This is a genomic window from Nonomuraea sp. NPDC052116 (assembly GCF_040680035.1).
In the GTDB taxonomy this organism is placed as follows: domain Bacteria; phylum Actinomycetota; class Actinomycetes; order Streptosporangiales; family Streptosporangiaceae; genus Nonomuraea; species Nonomuraea angiospora_A.
Window position 1 is genome coordinate 40268 of sequence record NZ_JBFAWA010000011.1, and the last position, 19804, is coordinate 60071.

General features: G+C 73.2%; 17 protein-coding genes and 1 pseudogene. 12 read left to right on the forward strand and 6 right to left on the reverse strand.

Going from position 1 to position 19804, the window contains the following annotated elements:
- Positions 1–12: 12 nt before the first annotated feature.
- The gene (locus AB0L65_RS22485; protein WP_364248366.1) at positions 13–879 is read right to left on the reverse strand and encodes a LysR family transcriptional regulator; all 867 of its coding nucleotides are present in this window, start codon (positions 877–879) and stop codon (positions 13–15) included.
- 70 nt (positions 880–949) lie between these two features.
- On the opposite strand from AB0L65_RS22485, the gene AB0L65_RS22490 reads away from it, so the two are divergent.
- Entirely contained in the window at positions 950–1636 is a 687-nt protein-coding gene (locus AB0L65_RS22490) for a gamma-glutamyl-gamma-aminobutyrate hydrolase family protein (RefSeq protein ID WP_364248368.1), read from the forward strand.
- 3 nt (positions 1637–1639) lie between these two features.
- On the opposite strand, the gene AB0L65_RS22495 is transcribed toward AB0L65_RS22490, so the two are convergent.
- Genes AB0L65_RS22495 through AB0L65_RS22510 form a run of 4 tightly spaced genes read right to left on the reverse strand, consistent with a single transcriptional unit; the run spans position 1640 to position 8112 of the window.
- Positions 1640–2092 carry an SRPBCC family protein gene (locus AB0L65_RS22495; protein ID WP_364248369.1) on the reverse strand — a complete coding sequence of 151 codons (453 nt, stop codon included), beginning with the start codon at positions 2090–2092 and terminating at the stop codon, positions 1640–1642.
- Positions 2086–5169 carry a BTAD domain-containing putative transcriptional regulator gene (locus AB0L65_RS22500; RefSeq protein WP_364248371.1) on the reverse strand — a complete coding sequence of 1028 codons (3084 nt, stop codon included), beginning with the start codon at positions 5167–5169 and terminating at the stop codon, positions 2086–2088. Before AB0L65_RS22500 ends, AB0L65_RS22495 begins: the two co-directional genes overlap by 7 nt.
- A 39-nt stretch (positions 5170–5208) precedes the next feature.
- The gene (locus tag AB0L65_RS22505; protein WP_364248373.1) at positions 5209–6540 is read right to left on the reverse strand and encodes a serine hydrolase domain-containing protein; all 1332 of its coding nucleotides are present in this window, start codon (positions 6538–6540) and stop codon (positions 5209–5211) included.
- Positions 6541–6558: 18 nt separating this feature from the next.
- A complete protein-coding gene (locus AB0L65_RS22510) occupies positions 6559–8112 on the reverse strand; it encodes a hypothetical protein (protein WP_364248375.1) in 1554 nt (517 codons plus the stop codon).
- Between the two features lie 290 nt (positions 8113–8402).
- Between AB0L65_RS22510 and AB0L65_RS22515 the strand changes: the two genes are divergently transcribed.
- The 7 genes and pseudogenes from AB0L65_RS22515 to AB0L65_RS22545 form a co-directional block, all read left to right on the forward strand.
- Positions 8403–9092 (forward strand): phosphoribosylaminoimidazolesuccinocarboxamide synthase, encoded by a 690-nt coding sequence (locus AB0L65_RS22515; RefSeq protein WP_364248377.1) that lies wholly within the window; start codon positions 8403–8405, stop codon positions 9090–9092.
- Positions 9089–9790 (forward strand): SDR family NAD(P)-dependent oxidoreductase, encoded by a 702-nt coding sequence (locus tag AB0L65_RS22520; protein ID WP_364248379.1) that lies wholly within the window; start codon positions 9089–9091, stop codon positions 9788–9790. Before AB0L65_RS22515 ends, AB0L65_RS22520 begins: the two co-directional genes overlap by 4 nt.
- Before the next feature lie 57 nt (positions 9791–9847).
- Positions 9848–11002 carry an NAD(P)-dependent oxidoreductase gene (locus tag AB0L65_RS22525; protein WP_364248381.1) on the forward strand — a complete coding sequence of 385 codons (1155 nt, stop codon included), beginning with the start codon at positions 9848–9850 and terminating at the stop codon, positions 11000–11002.
- Entirely contained in the window at positions 10999–11955 is a 957-nt protein-coding gene (locus AB0L65_RS22530; protein WP_364248383.1) for a hypothetical protein, read from the forward strand. The genes AB0L65_RS22525 and AB0L65_RS22530 overlap by 4 nt, the downstream gene beginning before the upstream one ends.
- Positions 11955–13157 carry an MFS transporter gene (locus tag AB0L65_RS22535; protein WP_364248385.1) on the forward strand — a complete coding sequence of 401 codons (1203 nt, stop codon included), beginning with the start codon at positions 11955–11957 and terminating at the stop codon, positions 13155–13157. The genes AB0L65_RS22530 and AB0L65_RS22535 overlap by 1 nt, the downstream gene beginning before the upstream one ends.
- Positions 13154–13951 carry a Cof-type HAD-IIB family hydrolase gene (locus AB0L65_RS22540; protein ID WP_364248387.1) on the forward strand — a complete coding sequence of 266 codons (798 nt, stop codon included), beginning with the start codon at positions 13154–13156 and terminating at the stop codon, positions 13949–13951. Before AB0L65_RS22535 ends, AB0L65_RS22540 begins: the two co-directional genes overlap by 4 nt.
- An 18-nt stretch (positions 13952–13969) precedes the next feature.
- A pseudogene (locus tag AB0L65_RS22545) lies at positions 13970–15031 on the forward strand (adenosylhomocysteinase); the annotation flags it as partial.
- Here the strand turns inward: AB0L65_RS22545 and AB0L65_RS22550 are convergent.
- Positions 14985–15827, reverse strand: a complete 843-nt coding sequence (locus tag AB0L65_RS22550) for a sigma-70 family RNA polymerase sigma factor (RefSeq protein WP_364248389.1) — start codon at positions 15825–15827, stop codon at positions 14985–14987. The pseudogene AB0L65_RS22545 and the gene AB0L65_RS22550 overlap by 47 nt on opposite strands.
- 179 nt (positions 15828–16006) lie before the next feature.
- On the opposite strand from AB0L65_RS22550, the gene AB0L65_RS22555 reads away from it, so the two are divergent.
- The 4 genes from AB0L65_RS22555 to AB0L65_RS22570 all read left to right on the forward strand — a co-directional run bounded on the left by AB0L65_RS22555 (position 16007) and on the right by AB0L65_RS22570 (position 19791).
- The gene (locus AB0L65_RS22555; RefSeq protein WP_364248391.1) at positions 16007–17737 is read left to right on the forward strand and encodes an FAD-dependent oxidoreductase; all 1731 of its coding nucleotides are present in this window, start codon (positions 16007–16009) and stop codon (positions 17735–17737) included.
- Between the two features lie 136 nt (positions 17738–17873).
- Positions 17874–18629: an SDR family oxidoreductase gene (locus AB0L65_RS22560; RefSeq protein WP_364248393.1), complete on the forward strand. Its 756-nt coding sequence runs from the start codon at positions 17874–17876 to the stop codon at positions 18627–18629.
- Between the two features lie 143 nt (positions 18630–18772).
- Positions 18773–19564: a class I SAM-dependent methyltransferase gene (locus tag AB0L65_RS22565; protein WP_364248395.1), complete on the forward strand. Its 792-nt coding sequence runs from the start codon at positions 18773–18775 to the stop codon at positions 19562–19564.
- The gene (locus tag AB0L65_RS22570) at positions 19561–19791 is read left to right on the forward strand and encodes a hypothetical protein (RefSeq protein ID WP_364248400.1); all 231 of its coding nucleotides are present in this window, start codon (positions 19561–19563) and stop codon (positions 19789–19791) included. Before AB0L65_RS22565 ends, AB0L65_RS22570 begins: the two co-directional genes overlap by 4 nt.
- Positions 19792–19804 lie beyond the last annotated feature (13 nt).

Below are 19804 nucleotides of genomic sequence, written 5' to 3' on the forward strand. Positions count from 1 at the left end.
CACAGATCTCCGTCAGCCGGACAGGACCGCGGCCAGGTCGGCCGCCGGGCCCGGGGGCAGGGCGCCGTGCAGCAGCTCGACGCGGTGCACCAGCCGGGGCGCGGCCAGCGGCACCCCGCACGCGGCGCCGGACAGGGCGGAGGCGGGCAGCAGGGTCAGGCCGTGGTCGGCGGCTACCAGGTTGAGCACGGTGTGCACGTTGTCCCCGTGATAGTCCAGCCCCACCGGGAACCCGTCGCCCACCAGGTCGCGCAGCCGGGCCAACGGGCACAGCGGGGTCTGCAGCCAGCGCGCGTCCACCAGGTCGGCCAGCGCCAGCGCCGCCCGCCCGGCCAGGGGATGACCGGCGGGCAGGGCCACGACCAGCTCCTCCTCGCTCACCCCGACGGCCGTCATCGGCCCGGCGTCCAGCAGGCGCAGCGGGTCGGACGGGGCGGCCAGCCCGTCGGCCAGGCCCAGGTCGGCCCGCCCTTCGGCGACCATCGCGACGGCCTGGTCGCGCCCGCAGGTGTGCAGGCTCACCTCCAGGCGCGGGTTCCCGGCACGCGCCCGCGCCAGCCGGGCGGCCACGACGGGGTTGACGGCCAGCGGGGTGGCGGCCAGCCGCAGCCGGTGCCCGGGCCGGGCGGCGGCGCGCAGCACGTCGGCGCGGGCCGCGCGGTGGCGCAGCAGCAGCGGCCCGGCGTGCTCCAGCAGCCGCCGGCCAGCCTCGGTGGGCTCGACCGGGCGGCGCAGCAGCAGCGGCAGGCCGAGGTCGGCCTCCAGCGCGGCGATCTGCTGGGAGACGGCCGACTGGGTGTAGCCGAGCTCGGCGGCGGCCGCGGAGAACGAGCCGTGCCGGGCGACGGTCACGAACGTGGTCAGCAAATGAGGATCCATCAGTGTTGCTTATAGCAGGTCCAGAAATCATCGTTGGCGCTTAACCAGAGGAGGCGGTCAGGATGAGGGCATGAAAATCGCCGTTGTGGGGGATCGGTCCCCCAGTGTTCGTTCGCATGCCCGGATCCCGCTGGTCGTCGAGGCGCTGCGGGAGCGCGACGGCATCGCGCTCGACCCGTACTGGATCGCCACCACCGACGTGTCCGGCCTGGAGCGCTTCGACGGCATCTGGATCGTGCCCGGCAGCCCGTATCGGGACGAGGAAGGCGCGGTGGAGGCGGCGCGCGTCGCCCGCGAGCACCGGATCCCGCTCCTGGGCACGTGCGCCGGGTTCCAGCACATGCTGCTGGAGTACGCGCGGCACGTGTGCCGGCTGGACGTGGCGCACGCCGAGAACGAGCCGGACGCGCGGGACTTCCTGCTGACGCCGCTGGCGTGCTCGCTGGCCGGGCACGAGGGGCGGGTGCGGATCGCGCCCGGGACGCTGATGGAGCAGATCATGGGCGAGTCCGTCACGATGGAGTCCTACGTCTGCTCCTACGGGCTCAACGAGACCTACACCCGGACGCTGGCCGAGCACGGGCTGGTGTTCTCCGGGCACGCCGACGACGGGGCGGTGCGGGCCGCCGAGCTGCCCGGTCACCCGTTCTTCGTGGGCACGCTGTTCCAGCCGGAGCTGTCGGGGGACGGGCGGCGCGCGCACCCGGTGATCTCCGCCTTCGCCGCCGCGGTGGCCCGCCAGGCGGTTCACACCTGACCTTCACGGGTTCAGGTGCGGCGCCTGGGTTCCCGGGGCCAGCAGGCCGGACAGATTGCGCAGCGAGTGGCGCAGGAGGGCGACGCCGACGGGGCGGGCGAGCGGCCACAGGGCCCGGCCCAGCGGCCCGAACGGCAGCCGCAGCCGCTCGGCCCAGATCACGCGGCTGCCGCCGTCCTGGGGCCGGATCCGGATGGCGCCGTGGCCGCGTACGAACCGGCCGGTGTGGGTGACCAGCACGAGGAACGGGGGCTGCCAGGTCGTGATCGTCATGGTGTCCAGGAATCCGAACGGCCGCACTCCGGTGTAGGCCTCGACCGCGTGCTCGCCGACCTGGCGGGCGTCGGTCATGAACATCCACTCCCGGTGCCGCGGCCAGTCGGTGATCAGCGCGAACACCTGCTCCGGCGGCGCCGGGACGTTCACGGCGGCGCCCGCGTAGACGTACCTCACCATGGACCTCCGGTGGTCAGCTCAACGGCACGGGCGCGGTCGAGGGCGCGGCCGCGGGCGAAGGCCGCGGCGAAAGCCTCCTCGCCGAGGTCGTCGCGCAGGCGTGCCGCCACGCGGGCCACGTCGGGGTTGGCGGCGTCGGGCGCGCCGCGCAGCTGTTCGGCGGCGCCCAGCGCGGCGGCCCCCGGCAGCAGGTCCCCGCGCGCCGCGCACAGCTCGGCCACGGCCACCGCGACCCGCGCCAGGACCGGCATGTCGGCCGCCGCCACGACCAGCTCGCCCGCCCGCTCCACGTGGCGGGCCGCCGCCTGGTGGTCGTGCGTGGCCACCGCCAGGTGGGCCTGCCCGACCAGCAGCAGCGCCCGGAACTGCGGCGCGATCGCCCTCCCGTCCTCCATCGCGTGCCCGGCCGCGGCGTAGTAGCGCTCGGCGGCCCGCAGGTCTCCCTCCTGGCGGGCCAGATGGCCCAGCTCGACCTGCGCGAACGCGACATTGCGGGCGGGCGTCTCCCGGCCCTCCGGCGCGTCGATCAGGCCCCGCAGCACGGCCCTGGCCCGCTCCACATCCCCTTGGCGCACCAGGATGGAGGCCTGCCAGACCCGCTGGTGGGTGACGTCGGCCTCGGGGTTGAGCTCGAGCAGCAGCCGTACGGCCTCGTCCATCGCCTCCAGCCCCTGGCCGAAGTCCCCGAACACGGCGTGCGTCTCGGCCAGCGACGTCAGCGCCATCGACAACCCCCACCGCTCGCCGGCCTGCCGCAGCTCGGCGCAGCCGGCCAGCAGGTCGGCCCGCGAGCCGGCCATGTCGCCGCCGTTCTCCTTCAGCGCGGCCCTGGTCACGTGGAGCATGCCGCGCGTCCACGGGTCGGGGTGCGCCAGCCGCCGCTCGATCACGGCGAAGCCGAGCTCGGCGTCGTCGGTGAACAGCGCCAGCGCCGGCTGCAGCATCGCCAGCACCGGATGCCCGGCCTCCTCCTCTTCCTGCAGGCTCGCGGCCCGGCGCAGCTCGCGCGCCGCCGAGGCGACCATGGTGTGGCCGCCGTCAAGGCTGGCGTTGATGACGTAGACGGCGCCGGCGATCAGCCGCTCCCGCGCGGGCGTCTCACCGGGTACGTCCAGCGCCCGCCCGATCCAGCCGGCCGACTCGGCGCGGGTGCCGCGGATGGTCCAGAAGATGCCCATGGCGGCGGCCAGGCGGATCGCGGTGGCGGCGTCGGCGCTGCCGACGGCGTGGTGCAGCGCGGCCAGGATGTTGTCGTGGTCGGCCAGCAGGCGGGCGATCCAGGCGAGCTGGTCACGGCCGCGAAGCCGCGGCTCGGCGTGTTCGGCCAGGTCGCGGAAGTAGGCGGCGTGCCGGGCGCGGACGGCGGCGATGCGGCCGTCGGCGGCCAGGCGTTCGAGCCCGTACTCCCTGATGGTCTCGAGCATGCGGTAGCGGCCGTCGTCGGCGGGCTGGACGAGGGATTTGTCCACCAGCGCGGCGACGAGGTCGAGGCTGCCGCCGACGTGTTCGGCCGCGGCCAGGTCGAACCCGCCGGCGAAGACCGCCAGCCGCTCGGCCAGCCGGCGCTCGGGGCCGTTCAGCAGGTCCCAGCTCCAGGCGACGACCGCGCGCAGCGTCTGGTGGCGGGGCAGCGCCGTACGGCTGCCGCCGGTCAGGAGCAGGAAGCGGTCGTCGAGCCGGGCGGCCAGCTGCCGGGGCGTCAGGGTGCGCAGCCGGGCGGCGGCCAGCTCGATCGCCAGCGGCAGCCCGTCGAGGCGGCGGCAGATCTCGGCGGCCACGGCGGGTTCGATGGTCAGGCCGGGGTTGATGGCGGCGGCGCGTTCGGCCAGCAGCCGCACGGCCGGTTCGGGCGGCAGGGGCGGCACGGGGCTGAGGGTTTCGCCGAGGATGCCCAGGGGTTCGCGGCTGGTGGTCAGGACGCGCAGTGCGGGGCAGCGGCCCAGCAGGTCCTCGGCCAGGTGGGCGGCGGCCTCGACGAGGTGCTCGCAGTTGTCGAGCACCAGCAGCACCTGCCCGGCCGACAGGGCTTCGACCAGGGCGGCGGTGGTGTCGACCGGGCGGATGGGGTGGCCGATCACCGGGTGGTTGCCCAGAGCCGCCAGCACGGCCTGGGGCAGGTCGCCGGGGTCGGTGACGGGGGCCAGCTCGACCAGCCAGGCCGCGCCGCACTCGCCCAGGAGCTCGGCGGCGACGGTGGTGGCCAGCCGCGTCTTGCCCGCGCCGCCGGGGCCCACCAGGGTGACCAGCCGGCCGGTGCGCAGTTGCCGGCGGACGCGGGCCAGCTCGGCGTCGCGGCCGACGAAGCTGGTCAGCGGGGCGCGCAGGTTGGTCCGCGGCGGGCGGGGCGGCTCGGAGCGCAGCACGGCCAGGTGGATCTCGCGCAGCTCGGCGCCGGGGTCGGCGCCGAGCTGGTCGGCCAGGTGGCGGCGGCACTCCTCGTAGGCGGCCAGCGCCTCGGCCCGCCGGCCGTCGGCGTGCAGCGCTTGGACGCGCAGCGCGTGCAGGCGCTCGCGCAGGGGGTGGCGGGCGGCCAGCTCGCCGAGCTCGCTCGCCAGCGCCGCCAGCCCTCCTGGCGGTTCTCGCGGTTCCGGCCGGGTGAGCAGGGCCAGCTCGGCCTCCGCGCGGTCCTCGACGGCCGTCAGGCGGGCCTCCTCCAGGCGCGTGGCGTACCCCAGCGCGAACGGGGCCGCCGCCACCTCGCCCAGCGCGGCCCCCCGCCACAGGCGCAGGGCCTGCTTCAGCAGCTCGGCCCTGACCGCCGGGTCGCCATGCTGCCTGGCCCGGGCGGTGAGACGGTCGAACTCGCCCACGTCGGTGTCGGCCTCCAGCCGGTAGCCGCCCGGCACCGACACCAGCGCGCCGGCCTCCGGCAGCGCACGGCGCAGGCGGGAGACCAGCGACTGCAGGGCGTTGTCCGGGGCGGCGGGCGGCTCCTCGGGCCACAGGTCGGCGGCCAGCTCCTCGACGGTGACGGCGCGGCCGGCCGCCAGCGCCAGGCGCACCAGCAGCCGGCGCAGCCGGGCACCCCCGACCGCGGCGGACTCGACCTCCAGCGGCCCCAGGATCGCCACACGCACACGACCATGCTGCCACCTCCGCGGCGGCGTGCCCGCCCCTCAGGCGTGCCAGTCGCCGGGCCCGCCCGGCACCGGCGCCTGCGGGTCGTACGGGGTGCGGGTGAAGATGAACGTGTTGAGGTCGAGGTGGTCGGCGGCCACCCGCAGCCTCTCCCCGGCGTAGTAGCCGTCCAGCCCCAGCCACGTCCCGTCGGCCTGCGGCACGAACCGCGAGGCCCGCCCGCCGCCCCCGACCGGCTCCAGCGACAGCCCGCGCTCGGGCAGCAACCGCAGCGTGTACGGCTTGGGCCCCCAATGCCACAGCCCCGTCAGCGCCAGCAGCCCGGGATCGGCGGCGACCGGCTGCCATTCGTCCGGCAGGCGCGGCTCGTACTCCTCCAGGATGTCCAGCAGATCGGTCAGCAGCGAGCCGTTCATCCCCGAGGTGGTGTTGGCCATGAACAGCACCCCCACCCCGTCGGCGGGGTCGGCCCACACCGTGGCCAGGAACCCCGGCATCGACCCGGAGTGCCCCGCCAGCCGCCGCCCGCCGGGGCGCGACAGCTGCAGGCCCAGCCCGAACCCGACGGTCCAGGAGTCCCCGTCGTCCACCCCGACCGGCTCGCGCATCTCGGCCAGCGTGTCGCCGCACAGCACCCCCGCGGTGTCGCCGCCCAGGAACGCGGCCCATCGCGCCAGGTCGTGCGGCGTGGACCACAGCTGCCCGGCCGGCCCCATCGCCTCGGCGTCGTGCTCCGGCTCGGCGAGCACCACGTCGGCGTACGGATGGACGGCGTATCCGGTGGCGTGCGGGATGCGCGGCCGGGCGGTGGTGTCGTTCATGCCGAGCGGGTCGAGCACCTCCGACTGCAGCGCCTTGAGCCAGGTGGTGCCGCGCAGCCTGCCCACCAGCTCGCCCAGCAGGGCGAAGCCGACGTTGGAGTAGTGGAAGCGCCGCCCGGGCCGGTGCTTGAGCTCGTCGGGCCCGAGGCGCTCCAGCAGCTCGGCGACGGGGACGCCGGGGGTGCGCTCCCACCAGGCGGTGGGCGGCTCGGCGGTCAGGCCGGCGGTGTGCGACAGCAGCTGGGCGATGGTCAGGTGGCCCAGCGGGGTGCCCGGCAGGTGCGCCTCCAGCGGGTCGGACAGCCGCAGCGCTCCCTCGTCGCGCAGCCGCATGACCACGACGGCGACCATGCTCTTGGTGATCGACCCGATCCGGTACTGGGTGGCCTGGGTCGGCGGCGCGCCGTCCACCCGGCCGCGACCGCCGAACCACGCCGGCCTCCCGTCCCGCACGATCGCCGCCGCCAGCGACGGCACCCTGCATTCGGCCTGTTCGACGGCCAGTCTGCGCAGCAGAGCGCGCGCCGTCGCCTGTCCCACCTGGCTCATGAGCGACAAGATTAGCCGCTAGATGAGCACCAGCCGCGGGCCTATCAGCTCACCTTGGTGCGGCTGCGGGTGGGCCTGGTCGTGGTAGTAGTGCCCGGCGTACCAGACCACGACGTTGGTGCCGTCCAGGCTCTCGCCGTTGAGGAAGCGGTTGAGCGCGGCGCGGTCGCGCGGGCCGGGATTGCCGTCGTCGAGCTCGCGGGGGTGGTGGCGCAGGAACCACAGGTCGGACACGCCGTAGGCGTCGGCGGTGCCGTCGAACTCGCCGGGGTGGATCTGGTAGCCGCGGCCCGAGGACTTGTCGCGCACCTGCCAGTACAGGGCGGGGTGGAGGCGTTTGCGGGAGGTCTCGCGGATGATCGGCACGGGTTCGGGGATGATCGAGCCGGTGTCGTCGATCTGCTCGACCACGTCGTTGCCGGCGCCCTCGATGTCGAAGTCCAGCCGCCAGTAGGCGTGGTGGCGGTGCACCATGCACGTCATCGGGTTGGCGGTGGCGGCGAACCCGAAGCGGGGGCTGATGTCGCCGTTGTCGGCCAGGCGCCAGTCGCTGGCGTAGCGGTACCAGCCGGCGGCCAGCTCGCTGACGATCCGCAGCTGCTCGCCGTCGTAGTGGAAGGCCACGCCCTGGAAGTTGCCGGCGTCGGTCGAGGGGCGTTCCAGGATGGTACGGGGCGGGCTGTCGCACAACCGCCACCCCCAGCCGACCGGGTCCGTGCCGGTCGCGTTGAAGCGGGTCTCGAAGCTGGCGTCGTCGCGGAAGGTCGTGCCCTCCTCGTACTCGACGTTCAGGACGGGCACGTGGGCCTGCCGGAGCACGAGCCGGCCGCGGTAGCGCACGTCGCGCAGCTCGACGCCGCCGCCCACGCCGGGGTTCTGCGGGGCCGAGGCGCGCGGGCGCACCACCAGCAGGTTCCACAGCTCGGTGGAGCCGCGGTGCACGCGCACCCGTACCTGGTCGGGGCCGCCGTGGTCGGTCAGCGCGTCGACGCCCTCGGGCACGCTGTGCTCGCAGTCGTGGTGCATGCGCACGTTGATCCCTGACGGGGTCCAGTCGACGGCGCGGTTGACCAGGTCGACGGCGACGACGCGGTGGCGCAGCCCGGTGGGCTCGCCGGGGGTGTAGACGCCGAGGGTGGGGCGGCGCACGGTGGTGCCGTCGGGGTTCTCCAGGTCGGCCAGCGGCGGCATGGGCCGGTAGACGACCACGTCCTCGCCGGCCGGGAAGCCCGGGTCGGCGCGCAGGATCTCGGCGGCGGCCGCCAGCTCCTCGCGGCTGGGCTGCGGCCGGTAGGCGCTGGGGCGCAGCTCGGCGCGTTCGGGCCGGTCGAGGGTGCCGCGCAGCTCGACGGCGCGGTTGCCGACCGGGTCGAACACGGTGGCATGGAACGGGGCGTTCTCTCCGGGGTCGTGGCCGAGGCCGGGCGCGAAGGCCACGGTGAGCCGGTCGGGGTCGGCGACCTCGAGCGCGGCCAGCGCGTCCGGGTGCTCGGCGACCGCCTGGCGCAGCTGCTGCGCTGTCAGGCCCGCGCGGGGAACCGCTTCGATCGTGACGCGTACATCGTCGCTCATGGGCTGTCTCCTCGGCACGGCTGGTCGGCAAGGGCCGCTGGTGCGTTATCGGGCCGAGACGCCGCGACGTTAGCCCGCCGCGGCGATCCTGAGGCTCATGCGGCCCTACCGCTTAAAGAGGATATCGACGCGTATTTCGCTTGTCCGGCCAGGTGAAGGCGGGCGAGAATACAAATAGCCTGATCTGTGAATATCTCCGGAAAGGGCCGAAGATTCCCCGGCTGAATTGTGCTTGACATCGCCAGTCAGAAGAATGACCATGCTGTTCTGTGACCCCTCCAAAGAATGGCATGACCGGGCCGCCTGCCGTCGAAGGTCGCAGCAAACGGATCTGGCGGCACGACGACGGCACCTGCACGGTCGAACTGATCCCCAGCCTGCGCAGCCACACCTTCGACCGCGACGAGCTCGTGCCGGCGACCGCGCGCCTGCGCCTCGACTTCTACGAGCGTGCGGCCCGCGCGCTGCACGCCGCCGGCATTCGCACGGTGTTCAGGGAGCGGCTCGGCGAGACCACCTATCTCGCCGACTACGTGCCGGCTCCGCCCTTCGAGGTCATCGTCAAAAACCGGTCCGTCGGATCGACCGTCCGCAAGTATCCCGGCCTCTTCCCCGAAGGCCATGTCTTCCATCCCCCGGTGGTGAAGTTCGACTTCCGGATCGATCCCGAGGATCAGCCCATCGGCGAAGACTATCTGTGGGCCTACGGAGTGGATGTCGAGGAGTTCCGCCGCATTGCCCGAGAATGCAATGACTGCCTCCGCAAGTGGCTGGAGCCGCTTGAACTCTGGGATTTCTGCCTGATCATCGGCCCGGGGTCCGAAGGCGATCTCATCATCAACTCCGAAATATCGCCCGACTGCATGCGGTTGCGCGACGGCCAGGGCAACTCTCTGGACAAGGACCTGTTCCGGCAGGGGGCCGGCCACGAGCACATCGTCTCCGTCTGGTCCGAGCTGGTCGGCAGGCTCCCGGCATGACCGAGGCGCACCGCCCGGTCGCCATCGTGACCGGGGCGAACCGGGGCACCGGTCTGGCCATCGCCACGGAGCTCCACGCGAGCGGCTGGGACGTATGGGGGCTCAACCGCACCTCGGCGGGACAGTCCTGGCTCCCCGAAGCCCGGTGCGACCTGCAGTCGGCCGACGCGGTGACAGCCGCCGTCGAGACGGTCGCGCGCCGGCGGGGGCGCATCGACGCGCTCGTCGTCAACGCGGTGGCGCGGTCACTGGGCAGGATCGGCGCGCTCAGCCTGCCCGACTGGCGGGCCGCGTTCGACGTCAACATCGTCTCCGTGCTGCCGCTGCTCCAGGCGGCCCTGCCGTACCTGCGCCCGCGCAGGGGCAGCATCGTCCTGATGGGCAGCCACGCCGGGAGCCGCTACTTCGAGGGCGGCGGCGCCTACTGCGCGAGCAAGGCGGCCCTGAAGGCGCTGGCCGAGGTGCTCCTGCTGGAAGAGCGACCGAACGGGGTCCGCACCACGCTGATCAATCCCGGCGCGATCGCCAACGAGATCGGTGACGACTCACCGTTCAAGCTGTCGACGTCCTCTGTCGCCCAAGCCGTGCGGTGGGTCGTCGAAGCACCCGCCGACACCGCGATCGGCGAGATCGAACTGCGCCCGGCGCACCTGCCCGCCATGGCCGTGACCGGCCTGAACCGGCTCCAGGCGGTCTGAAGCCGCCCGGCGTCGAGCCGCGCCGCAATCTCTCCATCTCTCCGAGGGGGACCTCCCATGACATCGATTCTCGAGCGCCAACCCCTGCCGTCACGCGCCGGGCACGCGTCGCGTGCCTGCGACCTGCCCGTGCTGCGCAGCGCCCAGGCCGACTGGCCGATGCCGCCCGCCCGCACGATCCTGATCGCGCACCTGCTCGACACCGCGGTGCCCTACGTGCGGTCGCTGAGCCGATCCACCGAGCTCGTCCAGATCGTGCCGGTGCCCTACAGCGCCCAGCCGGAGGCGCTGTCGCTGCTGGGAGACCTTCCGGTGAGCATGCCGGCCGCGATCGAGGAGGTCGGGCCCATGGCGGTCGCCGCCGCCCAGCGGGCCGCGCGGCAGGGCGGGTCGCCCGTGATGATCCAGGAGGTCGGCGGATACTGCGCCGGGGCGGTGCGGGACCTGGCCGGGGTGCCGGGCTTTCGCGGCATCGTGGAGGACACCAAGCAAGGGCAGTGGCAGTACGAGCGCGCCGCGCCGCTTCCCCTACCGGTGTTCACCATCGCCGACAGCCCGCTGAAGGCCCTCGAGGACGTCCAGGTCGGGCGGTCGGTGGCCTACAGCGTCGAACGCCTCCTGCGGCTGCGCTTCTACCGGCTCCTCAGCGAACGCCGCGTCCTCGTGCTCGGCTACGGCGGGATAGGCACGGCCCTTGCCGAGCACCTGCGACGCACCGGAGTCCAGGTCGCCGTCTACGATCCCGACGACATCCGGATGTCCGCCGCCCTGGTGCACGGATTCCGCGTGGGCCCGCGCCAGGACCTGCTCTCCTGGGCCGAGGTGATCATCGGCGTCTCCGGCCACCGCGCCCTCACCACGGCCGACCTGCCGCACCTGCGTGACGGCGTCGTGCTGGCCAGCGGGAGCTCCAAGCAGGTCGAGTTCGACGTCAAGGGCCTGCGCCGCGCGGCGTCGACGTCGGCCGAGGTCGACGAGGTGCTCGAACTGCGGGTGGCCGACCGCACGGTCTATCTGCTCAACGACGGCAAGCCCGTGAACTTCATGGAGCACAGCATCCTCGGGTCGGTCCTTGACCTGGTCTACACCGAGCTGTATCTGTGCACGCGTGAGCTGGCCAGGCAGACCTGGGCGCCGGGGCTGCACCGCCTCGACCCGCGGCTGCAGCAGGAGCTGGCGCAGCGCTGGCGTGAGGAGTACGGACAGCGGTGAATGCGATTCTCGAGAAGGTGCGGGCCCGCGTTGTGGTCGACTTCGCGACCGCCGATTCGGCCCACGACATCGGCCACGTCGACCGGGTCGCCGCCCTGGCGGGGGAGATCGCGGTCCGGACGGGCGCCGACCCGTGCATCGCGCAGGTGGCCGCGTACGTTCATGACTACCACCGGGTGGAGGAGGCAAGGCAGAGCCGGCGGCCCATCCGGCCCGAGGACGCCTGCGCGGCCGTGCTGGACGTGCTGGAGGGGTGCGGAGTGCCGCAGGACTGGCATCCGCCGATCCTGCGCGCGGTCGAGCTGACGGGCCGCTACCGCTTCGCCGACGAGGAGCTCGACGACGGGTGCGCGATCGCCGCGGCGGTGCACGACGCCGACAACCTCGACGCGATGGGGGCCATCGGCATCGGCCGGGCCTTCGCCTACGGCGGGCTGCTCGGCGAGCCGCTGTGGGACCCCGGGGCCGCTCTCAAGGAGGTCTACCAGGAGGGCGAGACCTCGTCGGTGCTGGCCCACCTCTACGAGAAGCTGATCCGGCTGGAGCAGGACATGCTCACCGAGCCCGCGCGCCGGATGGCGGCCGACCGGGCGCTGCTGCTGCACCGGTTCGCCGCCGGGTTCCGATCCGAGTGGGACAGGGGGCAGGCCGCCGGCTCGCGGGTCCGGTGGGATTCGCGCACCCGCTTCCTGTCGGTGGAGGAGCCCCGCGGTGAGGCCGAGGAGCCGGTCGTCCGGGTCGGCTTCCGCGGGCCGGTCTCGCTGACCTTCGACGGGCAGGGGCGGCCGACGGCGGTCCACCTGCTGGAGGTGCCGGACCTGCTGGCCACCGACGGGCGGATCGTCCTGTCCCAGGACCGGCCGCACCACCGCATCGAGGGGATCGGGGACATCGAGCTGCAACTGCGCAAGAACCAACCGGTGGCGCTCCATCTGCACCTGCGGGGCGAGTGATGGGCTATTTCAGCCTGCTCCGGGCCCCGTACGTGACCCGGCTGCTGCTGGGAACCCTGGTCGGGAGGCTGCCCAGCGCGATGGCGGCGCTGGCGATCCCGCTGGTCCTGCGGCAGGCGGGCGCGAGCTACGACTTCGTCGGCCTGGCCGCCGGAGCGTTCGCCATCGCCGCCGCCGGCGGCGGTCCGGTGCTCGGCCGGCTGGTGGATCGGGTCGGCCAGGTCCGGGTCCTGGTGCCGGCCGCCGTCGCGGCCGGCGCGGGCCTGATCGCGATCGCGGTGGCTCCCTCCGATCCTGTGGCCGTGGTCGCGGGCGCCCTCCTGGCGGGGGCGGCGACCCCGCCGCTGGAGCCCTGCCTCCGGGTGCTGTGGCCTGATCTTGTTCCGCCCGCCCGGCTGGAGTCGGCCTACGCCATGGACTCGGCCTCCCAGGAGCTGGTCTTCGTCGGCGGTCCTCTGGTCGTGGCCGGTTGCGTGGCGGCCGGGTCCGCGGCGGGCGCTCTGTGGGTGGGGGCGCTGCTGGGTCTGCTGGGCGTGTTCGTGGTCGCCACCGCGTCGCCGACCCGCGGCTGGAAGGCGCCGGTCCGCTCGCCGGACTGGCTCGGTCCGCTGCGCAGCCGCGGTCTGACCGTGCTGCTGGTGAGCCTGACCGGGGTCGGCGCCGCCATCGGTGGCCTCAACGTCCTGGTGGTCTTCTACACCGAGCACCGCTACGTGGTGGGCGGGGCGGCCACTCTGCTGGCGTTGAACGCCTTCGGCGCCCTGGTCGGGGGTCTGGGCTACGGCGCCGTGCGCTGGTCGTCCTCGCCGCCGCGGCGGACGCTGCTGCTGACCGTCGGGCTGGCCGCCGCGTACGCGTTGCTGTGCCTGGTGCCGTCCCCGCCGTACATGGCCGGGCTCATGATCCTCACCGGGCTCTTCCTCGCGCCCGTGCTGACGGCCGCGTTCGTCCTGGTCGGGAAGCTCGCACCGGCCGGTACGGTCACCGAGGCCTTCGCCTGGCTGGTCACGCTGATGACGACGGGAATCGCCCTGGGATCGACCGCGGCGGGCCTCGTCCTGGAACACGCCACGGAGTCCTGGGCCGCGTCCGTCGGGGTGCTGGGCGTGGCCGTGGGCGTCGTCGTCCTGGCGGCCGGGCAGCGGTGCCTCGCGGTCGGGAGCGCCGACACCGCCGACGACCCCGCGGGCGCCGCCGTATGACACGGATCCAGCTGGTCTGCACGGATCTGGACGGGGTGCTGCTCACCAGCGCCGGCGGCCTCAGCCACGACACCAGGAAGGCGCTGGCCGACGCCCGCGCCGCCGGCCTCCAGGTCATGGTCGCCACCGGGCGGCCCACCCGGGACGCTCTGGACTGGGCCCTGGAGGCCGGCCTCCAGGGCCTGCTCGCCTGCAGCAACGGCGCGGTGATCTGGGACACCCGCACCGAGCGGGTGCTGTTCGACCACTGCTTCACCGCCGACCGGCTCAGGCAGGTCTTCGCCTGGGCCGAACGGTCGGTGCGAGGCGGTGTCCTGGGCCTCGACACCGAGCACGAGCTGGTGCTGCAACCCGGCTTCGCCGACCTGGTGCCCGACTGCTGGCCCCACACCGTCTCGGCAGACCTGATCGGCCGCGCCACTCGCGGCAACCGCGCGGTCAAGGTGCTCCTGGCCCACCCCGAGCTGTCGGCGCCCCAACTCGCCGACGCGTTCGCCGGCGAGGCGGTCACCGGCCTGCGGGCCACCTTCTCGACCGCGCACTTCCTGGAGATCTCGCCGGAGCACGCCAACAAGGGCGAGGCCCTGCGCTGGGCGGCCGCGCACCGGCGCATCCCCCTCACCGCCACGGCCGCCGTCGGGGACATGCCCAACGACCTTCCCATGCTCCGCGAGGCCGGCCTGCCCGCGGCCGTCGCCAACGCGCACCCCGAGGTCAAGGCGGCCGCCCGTATCCTGCTGCCCAGCAACGACGACGACGGCGTGGCCTCGCTGATCCACGCCATCCTGCGCTGACCGCTTCTGGAGACGCCGATGCCGCAGCTGGAATGGGTGCTCGGGAGTTGCCGGCTGCTGGCCGAGACCGCCGAGGAGTTCGCCGGTACTCGTCCGTTCGCCGGCCTGACGATCGGCGCGGCCATCCATCTGGAACCCAAGACCGCCACCCTCCTCCTCGCGCTGCGACGGGGCGGGGCGGCGATCGTGGCCACCGGCAACCTGATGACCACCCAGCAGGAGACGGTGGCCGTGCTGCGGGATCGGGGGGTGAACGTGATCGGCGAGCGCACCGGCGATCCGGAGGTTCACGCGGCCCACCTGCGCGACGTGCTCGCCTGCCGGCCGGATCTCATCCTCGACAACGGCGGGGAGCTGTTCGCCCGGTTCCTGGAGGCGCCGTACGAGTCGCTGGTGGGCGGGACCGAGGAGACCACCTCAGGGCGGGCGAGGCTGCTGCCGCTGCGCGAGCGGATCGCGCGGCCGCTCCTGGTCATCAACGACAGCCCGATCAAGCAGTTCGCCGAGAACGAGCACGCGGTGGGCCAGAGCGTGCTCGAGTCGTTCATGCGCATCACCAACCGGGCCACGAACGGGCTCCGGGTCACCGTCATCGGCTACGGAGCCTGCGGACGCGGGGTCGCCGGCAACTTCGGCCGGGCGCGCGCCCGCGTTTCCGTGCTCGACACGGATCCGGTGCGGCGGCTCAACGCGCTGCTCGACGGTTTCGCGGTACCGGAGCGGGAGCAGGCGATCTCGTCCTCCGACCTCATCGTGACCGTCACCGGGGCCGCGCGCGTCCTCACCGGGGCCGATCTCCGCCTGCTGGCCGACGGCACGATCCTGGCGAACGCCGGTCACGTCCCCTGGGAGATCGACCTGGCCGACCTCCTGGGGCAGCCCGACGTGGTCGGCACCGTCGAGCCGACCGAAGGCGTCACGAGCCTGATCCTCGGCGACGGCAGACGCGTTCACGTGCTCGCCGGCGGGCACATGGTGAACCTGTCCGGGCCGCGCCCGCTGGGCAACTCGGTGGAGTCGATGGATCTCGGGTTCACCCTCCAGGCCCGCTGCCTGGAGGCCATCGCGCGCGGGCTCGTGCCGGCCGGGCAGTGCGTGGTCCCTGTGCCCCCTGAGATCGACGCCAAGGTGGCGCACGCCTACGTAGCCCTCGCCAACCGGGCGAGATGACGCGTTTCAGCGGTGCGCAGGTTCGGCGCTTCGTGCTCGACCAGGCCACGCCGAGTTCGCTCCAGAGCCGGGAGGCCCGTACGGCGCCGTCGGAGTAGCCGATCACGTCGGCGGCGAAGAGCTCTTCCAGCGCGGTCATGTCGCCGGAGCGGGCGGCGGCGACGAAGGCGGTGAGGAGGCGGCGTTGTTCGGCTTGGGTGACGGGGGTGGGGCGGGCGACGAGGACGCGTTTGCGGGCTCGGCTGACGAGTTGGCGTATGGCGGGTTCGTTGAGTTCGAGGATGTCGGCGATCTGCCGGTAGGGGTAGTCGAACGCCTCTCGTAGCACGTAGGCGGCGCGTTCGGTGGGGGAGAGCCGTTCCAGGAGGAGCAGGACGGCGAACTCCAGGGCTTCGGCGCGTTCGGCGCCGAGGTAGGGGTCGCCGGTGGTGTCGACGGGTTCGGGCAGCCAGGAGCCGAGGTAGGTCTCGCGGCGGACGCGGGCGGACTGGGTGGCGTTGATCGCCAGCCGGGTGGTCGTGGTGGCCAGGAACGCGGCGGGGTCGTCGACCGTGGCGCGGTCGTAGGCCTGCCAGCGCAGCCAGACGTCCTGGACCAGGTCTTCGGCTTCGGTGACGCTGGCCAGCATCCGGTACGCGATCCCGAACAGGCGTGGTCGCACACCGGCGAACACCGCCGCCGCCTGCTCCAGATCGGCCACCGCCATCGCCCCCCGCTCCGGCGTCCCCCTCGCCGGAAGTGCGATTCCTCGACAGCTACCCCCCGGACAGCGGGGCCAGGCCGGTGGCCAGGTACAGGCCAGGAAGATTCTTCCTGTCACAAATCGCGGCACTATCCGGTCTTGCTCCCGTAACGGCTTTCCATAGACGCTGTCAAAGGAGCACCATGCACTCGCCAGAGCACCGGATCGCCACGTCCGTCCTGGTCATCGGCACGGGAGGAGCCGGGCTGCGGGCTGCCATCGAGCTCGCCGAACGCGGGGTCGGCGTCCTCGCGGTGGGCAAACGGCCGAAGGCCGACGCGCACACCTCCCTCGCGGCAGGCGGCATCAACGCGGCGCTGGCCACGATGGACCCCGAGGACAGCTGGCAGCAGCACGCGGCCGACACCCTCAAGGAGAGCTATCTCCTCGCCCATCCGCAGACGGTGCAGATCGTCACCGAGGGGGCGGCGCGGGGCATCGAGGACCTCGAACGCTGGGGCATGCCGTTCGCCCGCGAACAGGACGGGCGCATCTCGCAGCGCTTCTTCGGCGCCCACACCTACCGGCGCACCGCCTACGCCGGCGACTACACCGGGCTGGAGATCCAGCGCACCCTGATCAACCGCGCGGCGCAGCTCGATGTCCCGATCCTCGACACCGTGTACATCACGCGCCTTCTCGTCCGCGACAACGCGGTCTTCGGCGCGTACGGGTTCGATCTGACCGATGGCAGCCGTTACGTCATCCATGCCGACGCGGTGATCCTGGCCGCCGGCGGCCACACCCGGATCTGGCGGCGTACCTCCTCGCGCAGGGACGAGAACACCGGCGACTCCTTCCGCCTCGCCGTCCTGGCCGGCTGCCGGATCCGCGACGCCGAGCTGGTGCAGTTTCACCCCTCCGGTCTCATCGCGCCCGAGAACGCGGCCGGCACCCTCGTCTCCGAAGCCGCCCGGGGCGAGGGCGGAATCCTGCGCAACCAGCTCGGCGAGCGGTTCATGTCCAGGTACGACCCGGAGCGGATGGAGCTGTCCACGCGCGACCGTATCGCCCTGGCCGCGTACACGGAGATCAAAGAAGGCCGCGGGACCCCGAACGGCGGCGTCTGGCTGGATGTGTCGCAGCTGCCGCGCAAGACGATCATGACGCGGTTGCCGCGCGTCTATCAGACGCTCCTGGAACTGCAGATGCTCGACATCACCAAGGACCCGATCGAGATCGCGCCGACCGCGCACTACTCGATGGGGGGCGTCTGGGTGCGGCCCGAGGACCACGGCACCGGGGTCGACGGCCTGTACGCGATCGGGGAGGCGGCCAGCGGCCTGCACGGCGCCAACCGCCTGGGCGGCAACTCGCTCATCGAGCTCCTCGTCTTCGGCCGCATCGTCGGTCAGGCGGCGGCCGAGTACTCCGCGGGCCTCGACGCCCAGCGCCGCTCGGCCGACGCGCTCGACGCGGCACAGGCGGAGGTGGACGACCTCCTGGCCGCGGACGGCCCCGAGAACGTACGCGCGCTGCAGCGGGCCCTGCGCGACATCATGACGGAGCACGCCGGCGTGGTGCGCGACGAGGGCGGCCTGCGCAAGGGCCTGGCCGAACTGGCCGCGGCGGAGGCGCGCATCGCCGACGTCGGCGTGCATCCGGACCTGGCCGGCTTCCAGGACCTGGCCCACGCCTTCGACCTGAAGTCCGCGGCGCTGGCCGCCCGCGCGACGATCGAGACCGCCCTTGAGCGTCGCGAGACCCGCGGCTGCCACAACCGCTCCGACTACCCCGAACTCGACCCCGCGCTGCAGGTCAACCTGGTGTGGTCCGGCCCCGGATCGGTGGCCAGGGAGGCCATCCCGCCCATTCCCGCCGAGATCGCGGCGCTCATGCGCGAGGTCTCAACCGCCGGAAAACTCGTCGAATAGCCGCCGGCCTTGACGAGGTCTTCATCCAGAAAAGAGGAAAAGATTTCGCGGCTGCTGTCACAAGCCTCAAGGCTGCCCTGTCTTAGCTGACGACCGGCTGGCACACGGGTGCCCCGGCAGGCAGAGAGGGGCATCAATGAAGGTCGTCGTGGTCGGCGGGACGGGCCTGATCGGGTCGAAGGTGGTGGCCATGCTGGGGGAGCACGGTCACGAGGCGGTGGCGGCGGCGCCGAGCACCGGTGTCAACACGCTGACCGGTGAGGGGCTGGCGGAGGTGCTGGCGGGTGCGCAGGTGGTGGTCGACGTGTCGAACTCGCCGTCGTTCGAGCCCGCGGCGGTGATGGAGTTCTTCGAGACCTCCACGGGCAACCTGCTGGCCGCGGAGGCGGCGGCCGGAGTCGGTCATCATGTCGCGCTGTCGGTGGTGGGCACGGAGCGGATGCCCGAGAACGGATATTTCGCGGCGAAGATCGCTCAGGAGCAGCTGATCGAGAAGTCGGGGATCCCGTTCTCGATCGTGCACGCGACGCAGTTCTTCGAGTTCGTACGGGCCATCGCGGAGGAGGCCGCGGACGGCGACACGGTGCGGATCGCGCCGGTGCGGTTCCAGCCCATCGCGGGCGAGGAGGTCGCGCAGGCGGTCGGCCGGGTCGCGGTGGGGCAGCCGCTGAACGGCCGGGTCGAGGTGGGCGGCCCCGACAACGTCCGGATGGACGAGTTCTTCCGCGACGCCCTGGCCGCGTGGGGTGATGCGCGCACGGTGGTCGCCGACCCGCAGGCCCGCTACTACGGCAGCGTGCCGGGCGAGCGGACGCTGGTGCCCGGTGAGGACGCGATCCTCGGCACCATCCACTATCTCGACTGGGCCGGCCGGAACGCCGCCGGCAAGTAGCGCGGGAGAGGTTGTTCCAGGTGCGGCGGCGACGCGGCGACCAACGGGCCCGGCCGTCATGCCCGAGCGCCGGCGACTGCCATGACGGCGACCGGACGGCCGGCGGGCGACGCACGCGCCCGCGACGGAACAGGAGTTACGCAGTGACCGCATCGGCGATGGTCGCCGAGTTCGATGATGTCGCCGGCTGGACCGCGGACGCCGTCGAGCAACTGGGGGAGCGGCACGCCATACCGGCCGCCTGCCGCGGCAGCGCGAGTCCGGCGGCACTGGCCTGGCTGGCCGAGGCGTGCGAGCTGTCGGCCGGCATCACGCTGCTGGACGTGGGCGCGGGCGCCGGCGGGCCGGCGGCCTGGGCCGCGGAGCGGTTCGGGGTCCGGCCGATCCTGCTGGAGCCGATGCCGGCCGCGCGCCGGGCCGCCGCCCGGCTGTTCGGGCTGCCGGTCGTCGCGGGGGACGGGCGACGGATTCCGCTCCGTACGGGGTCGGCCGACGCCGCCTGGTGCCTGGGGGTGCTGTGCACCGTACAGGACAAGGCCGCGGTGCTCGGTGAGATCCACCGGGTGCTGAAGCCCGGCGCCTCACTGGGGCTGCTGGTGGTCGTCGCCCGGGGCCCGCAGCTCCTTCCGGTGCCGGACGGCAACCACTTCCCCACCCAGGGGGAGCTTCTCGAACTGCTCGCCGGCGCCGGGTTCGAGATCGTCGAGCAGGTCGACCAGCCCGGCGGTGCGCCGCGGTCCTGGTCGCGCCGCGCCGAGCAGGTCGCCGCGGTGATCGCGACCCGCCACCGGGCCGAGCCCGCGTACGCGCTGGCGGCTCACCAGGGTGAGCGCTTCACCCGCCTGTTCGCCTCCGGCCAGATCGTTGTACGGCTGATCCACGCGGTCAGCCGGTCTTCCGGACATCCACTCAAGCCACGCATGGAGGAAAGATGAGCGTTCCCAGCGGCGAGGACGACTTCCTGTACGAGCTCCAGATCGAGGTCGAGACCGAAGTGACCCTGATCGAGGCGAGCCATCCGGAGGAGGTCGCCGAGCTGCCGGTCACCGAGTGGCTGTTCGACCCGACGGACGCCGAGCGCGAGGAGATCGGCCTGCGGGGCCTGCTCGACGCGGTCGAGGCACTGGAGGACGGCTCCCGGCCCGGCGATCACGTCGCGTGACACGCCCCCTTCC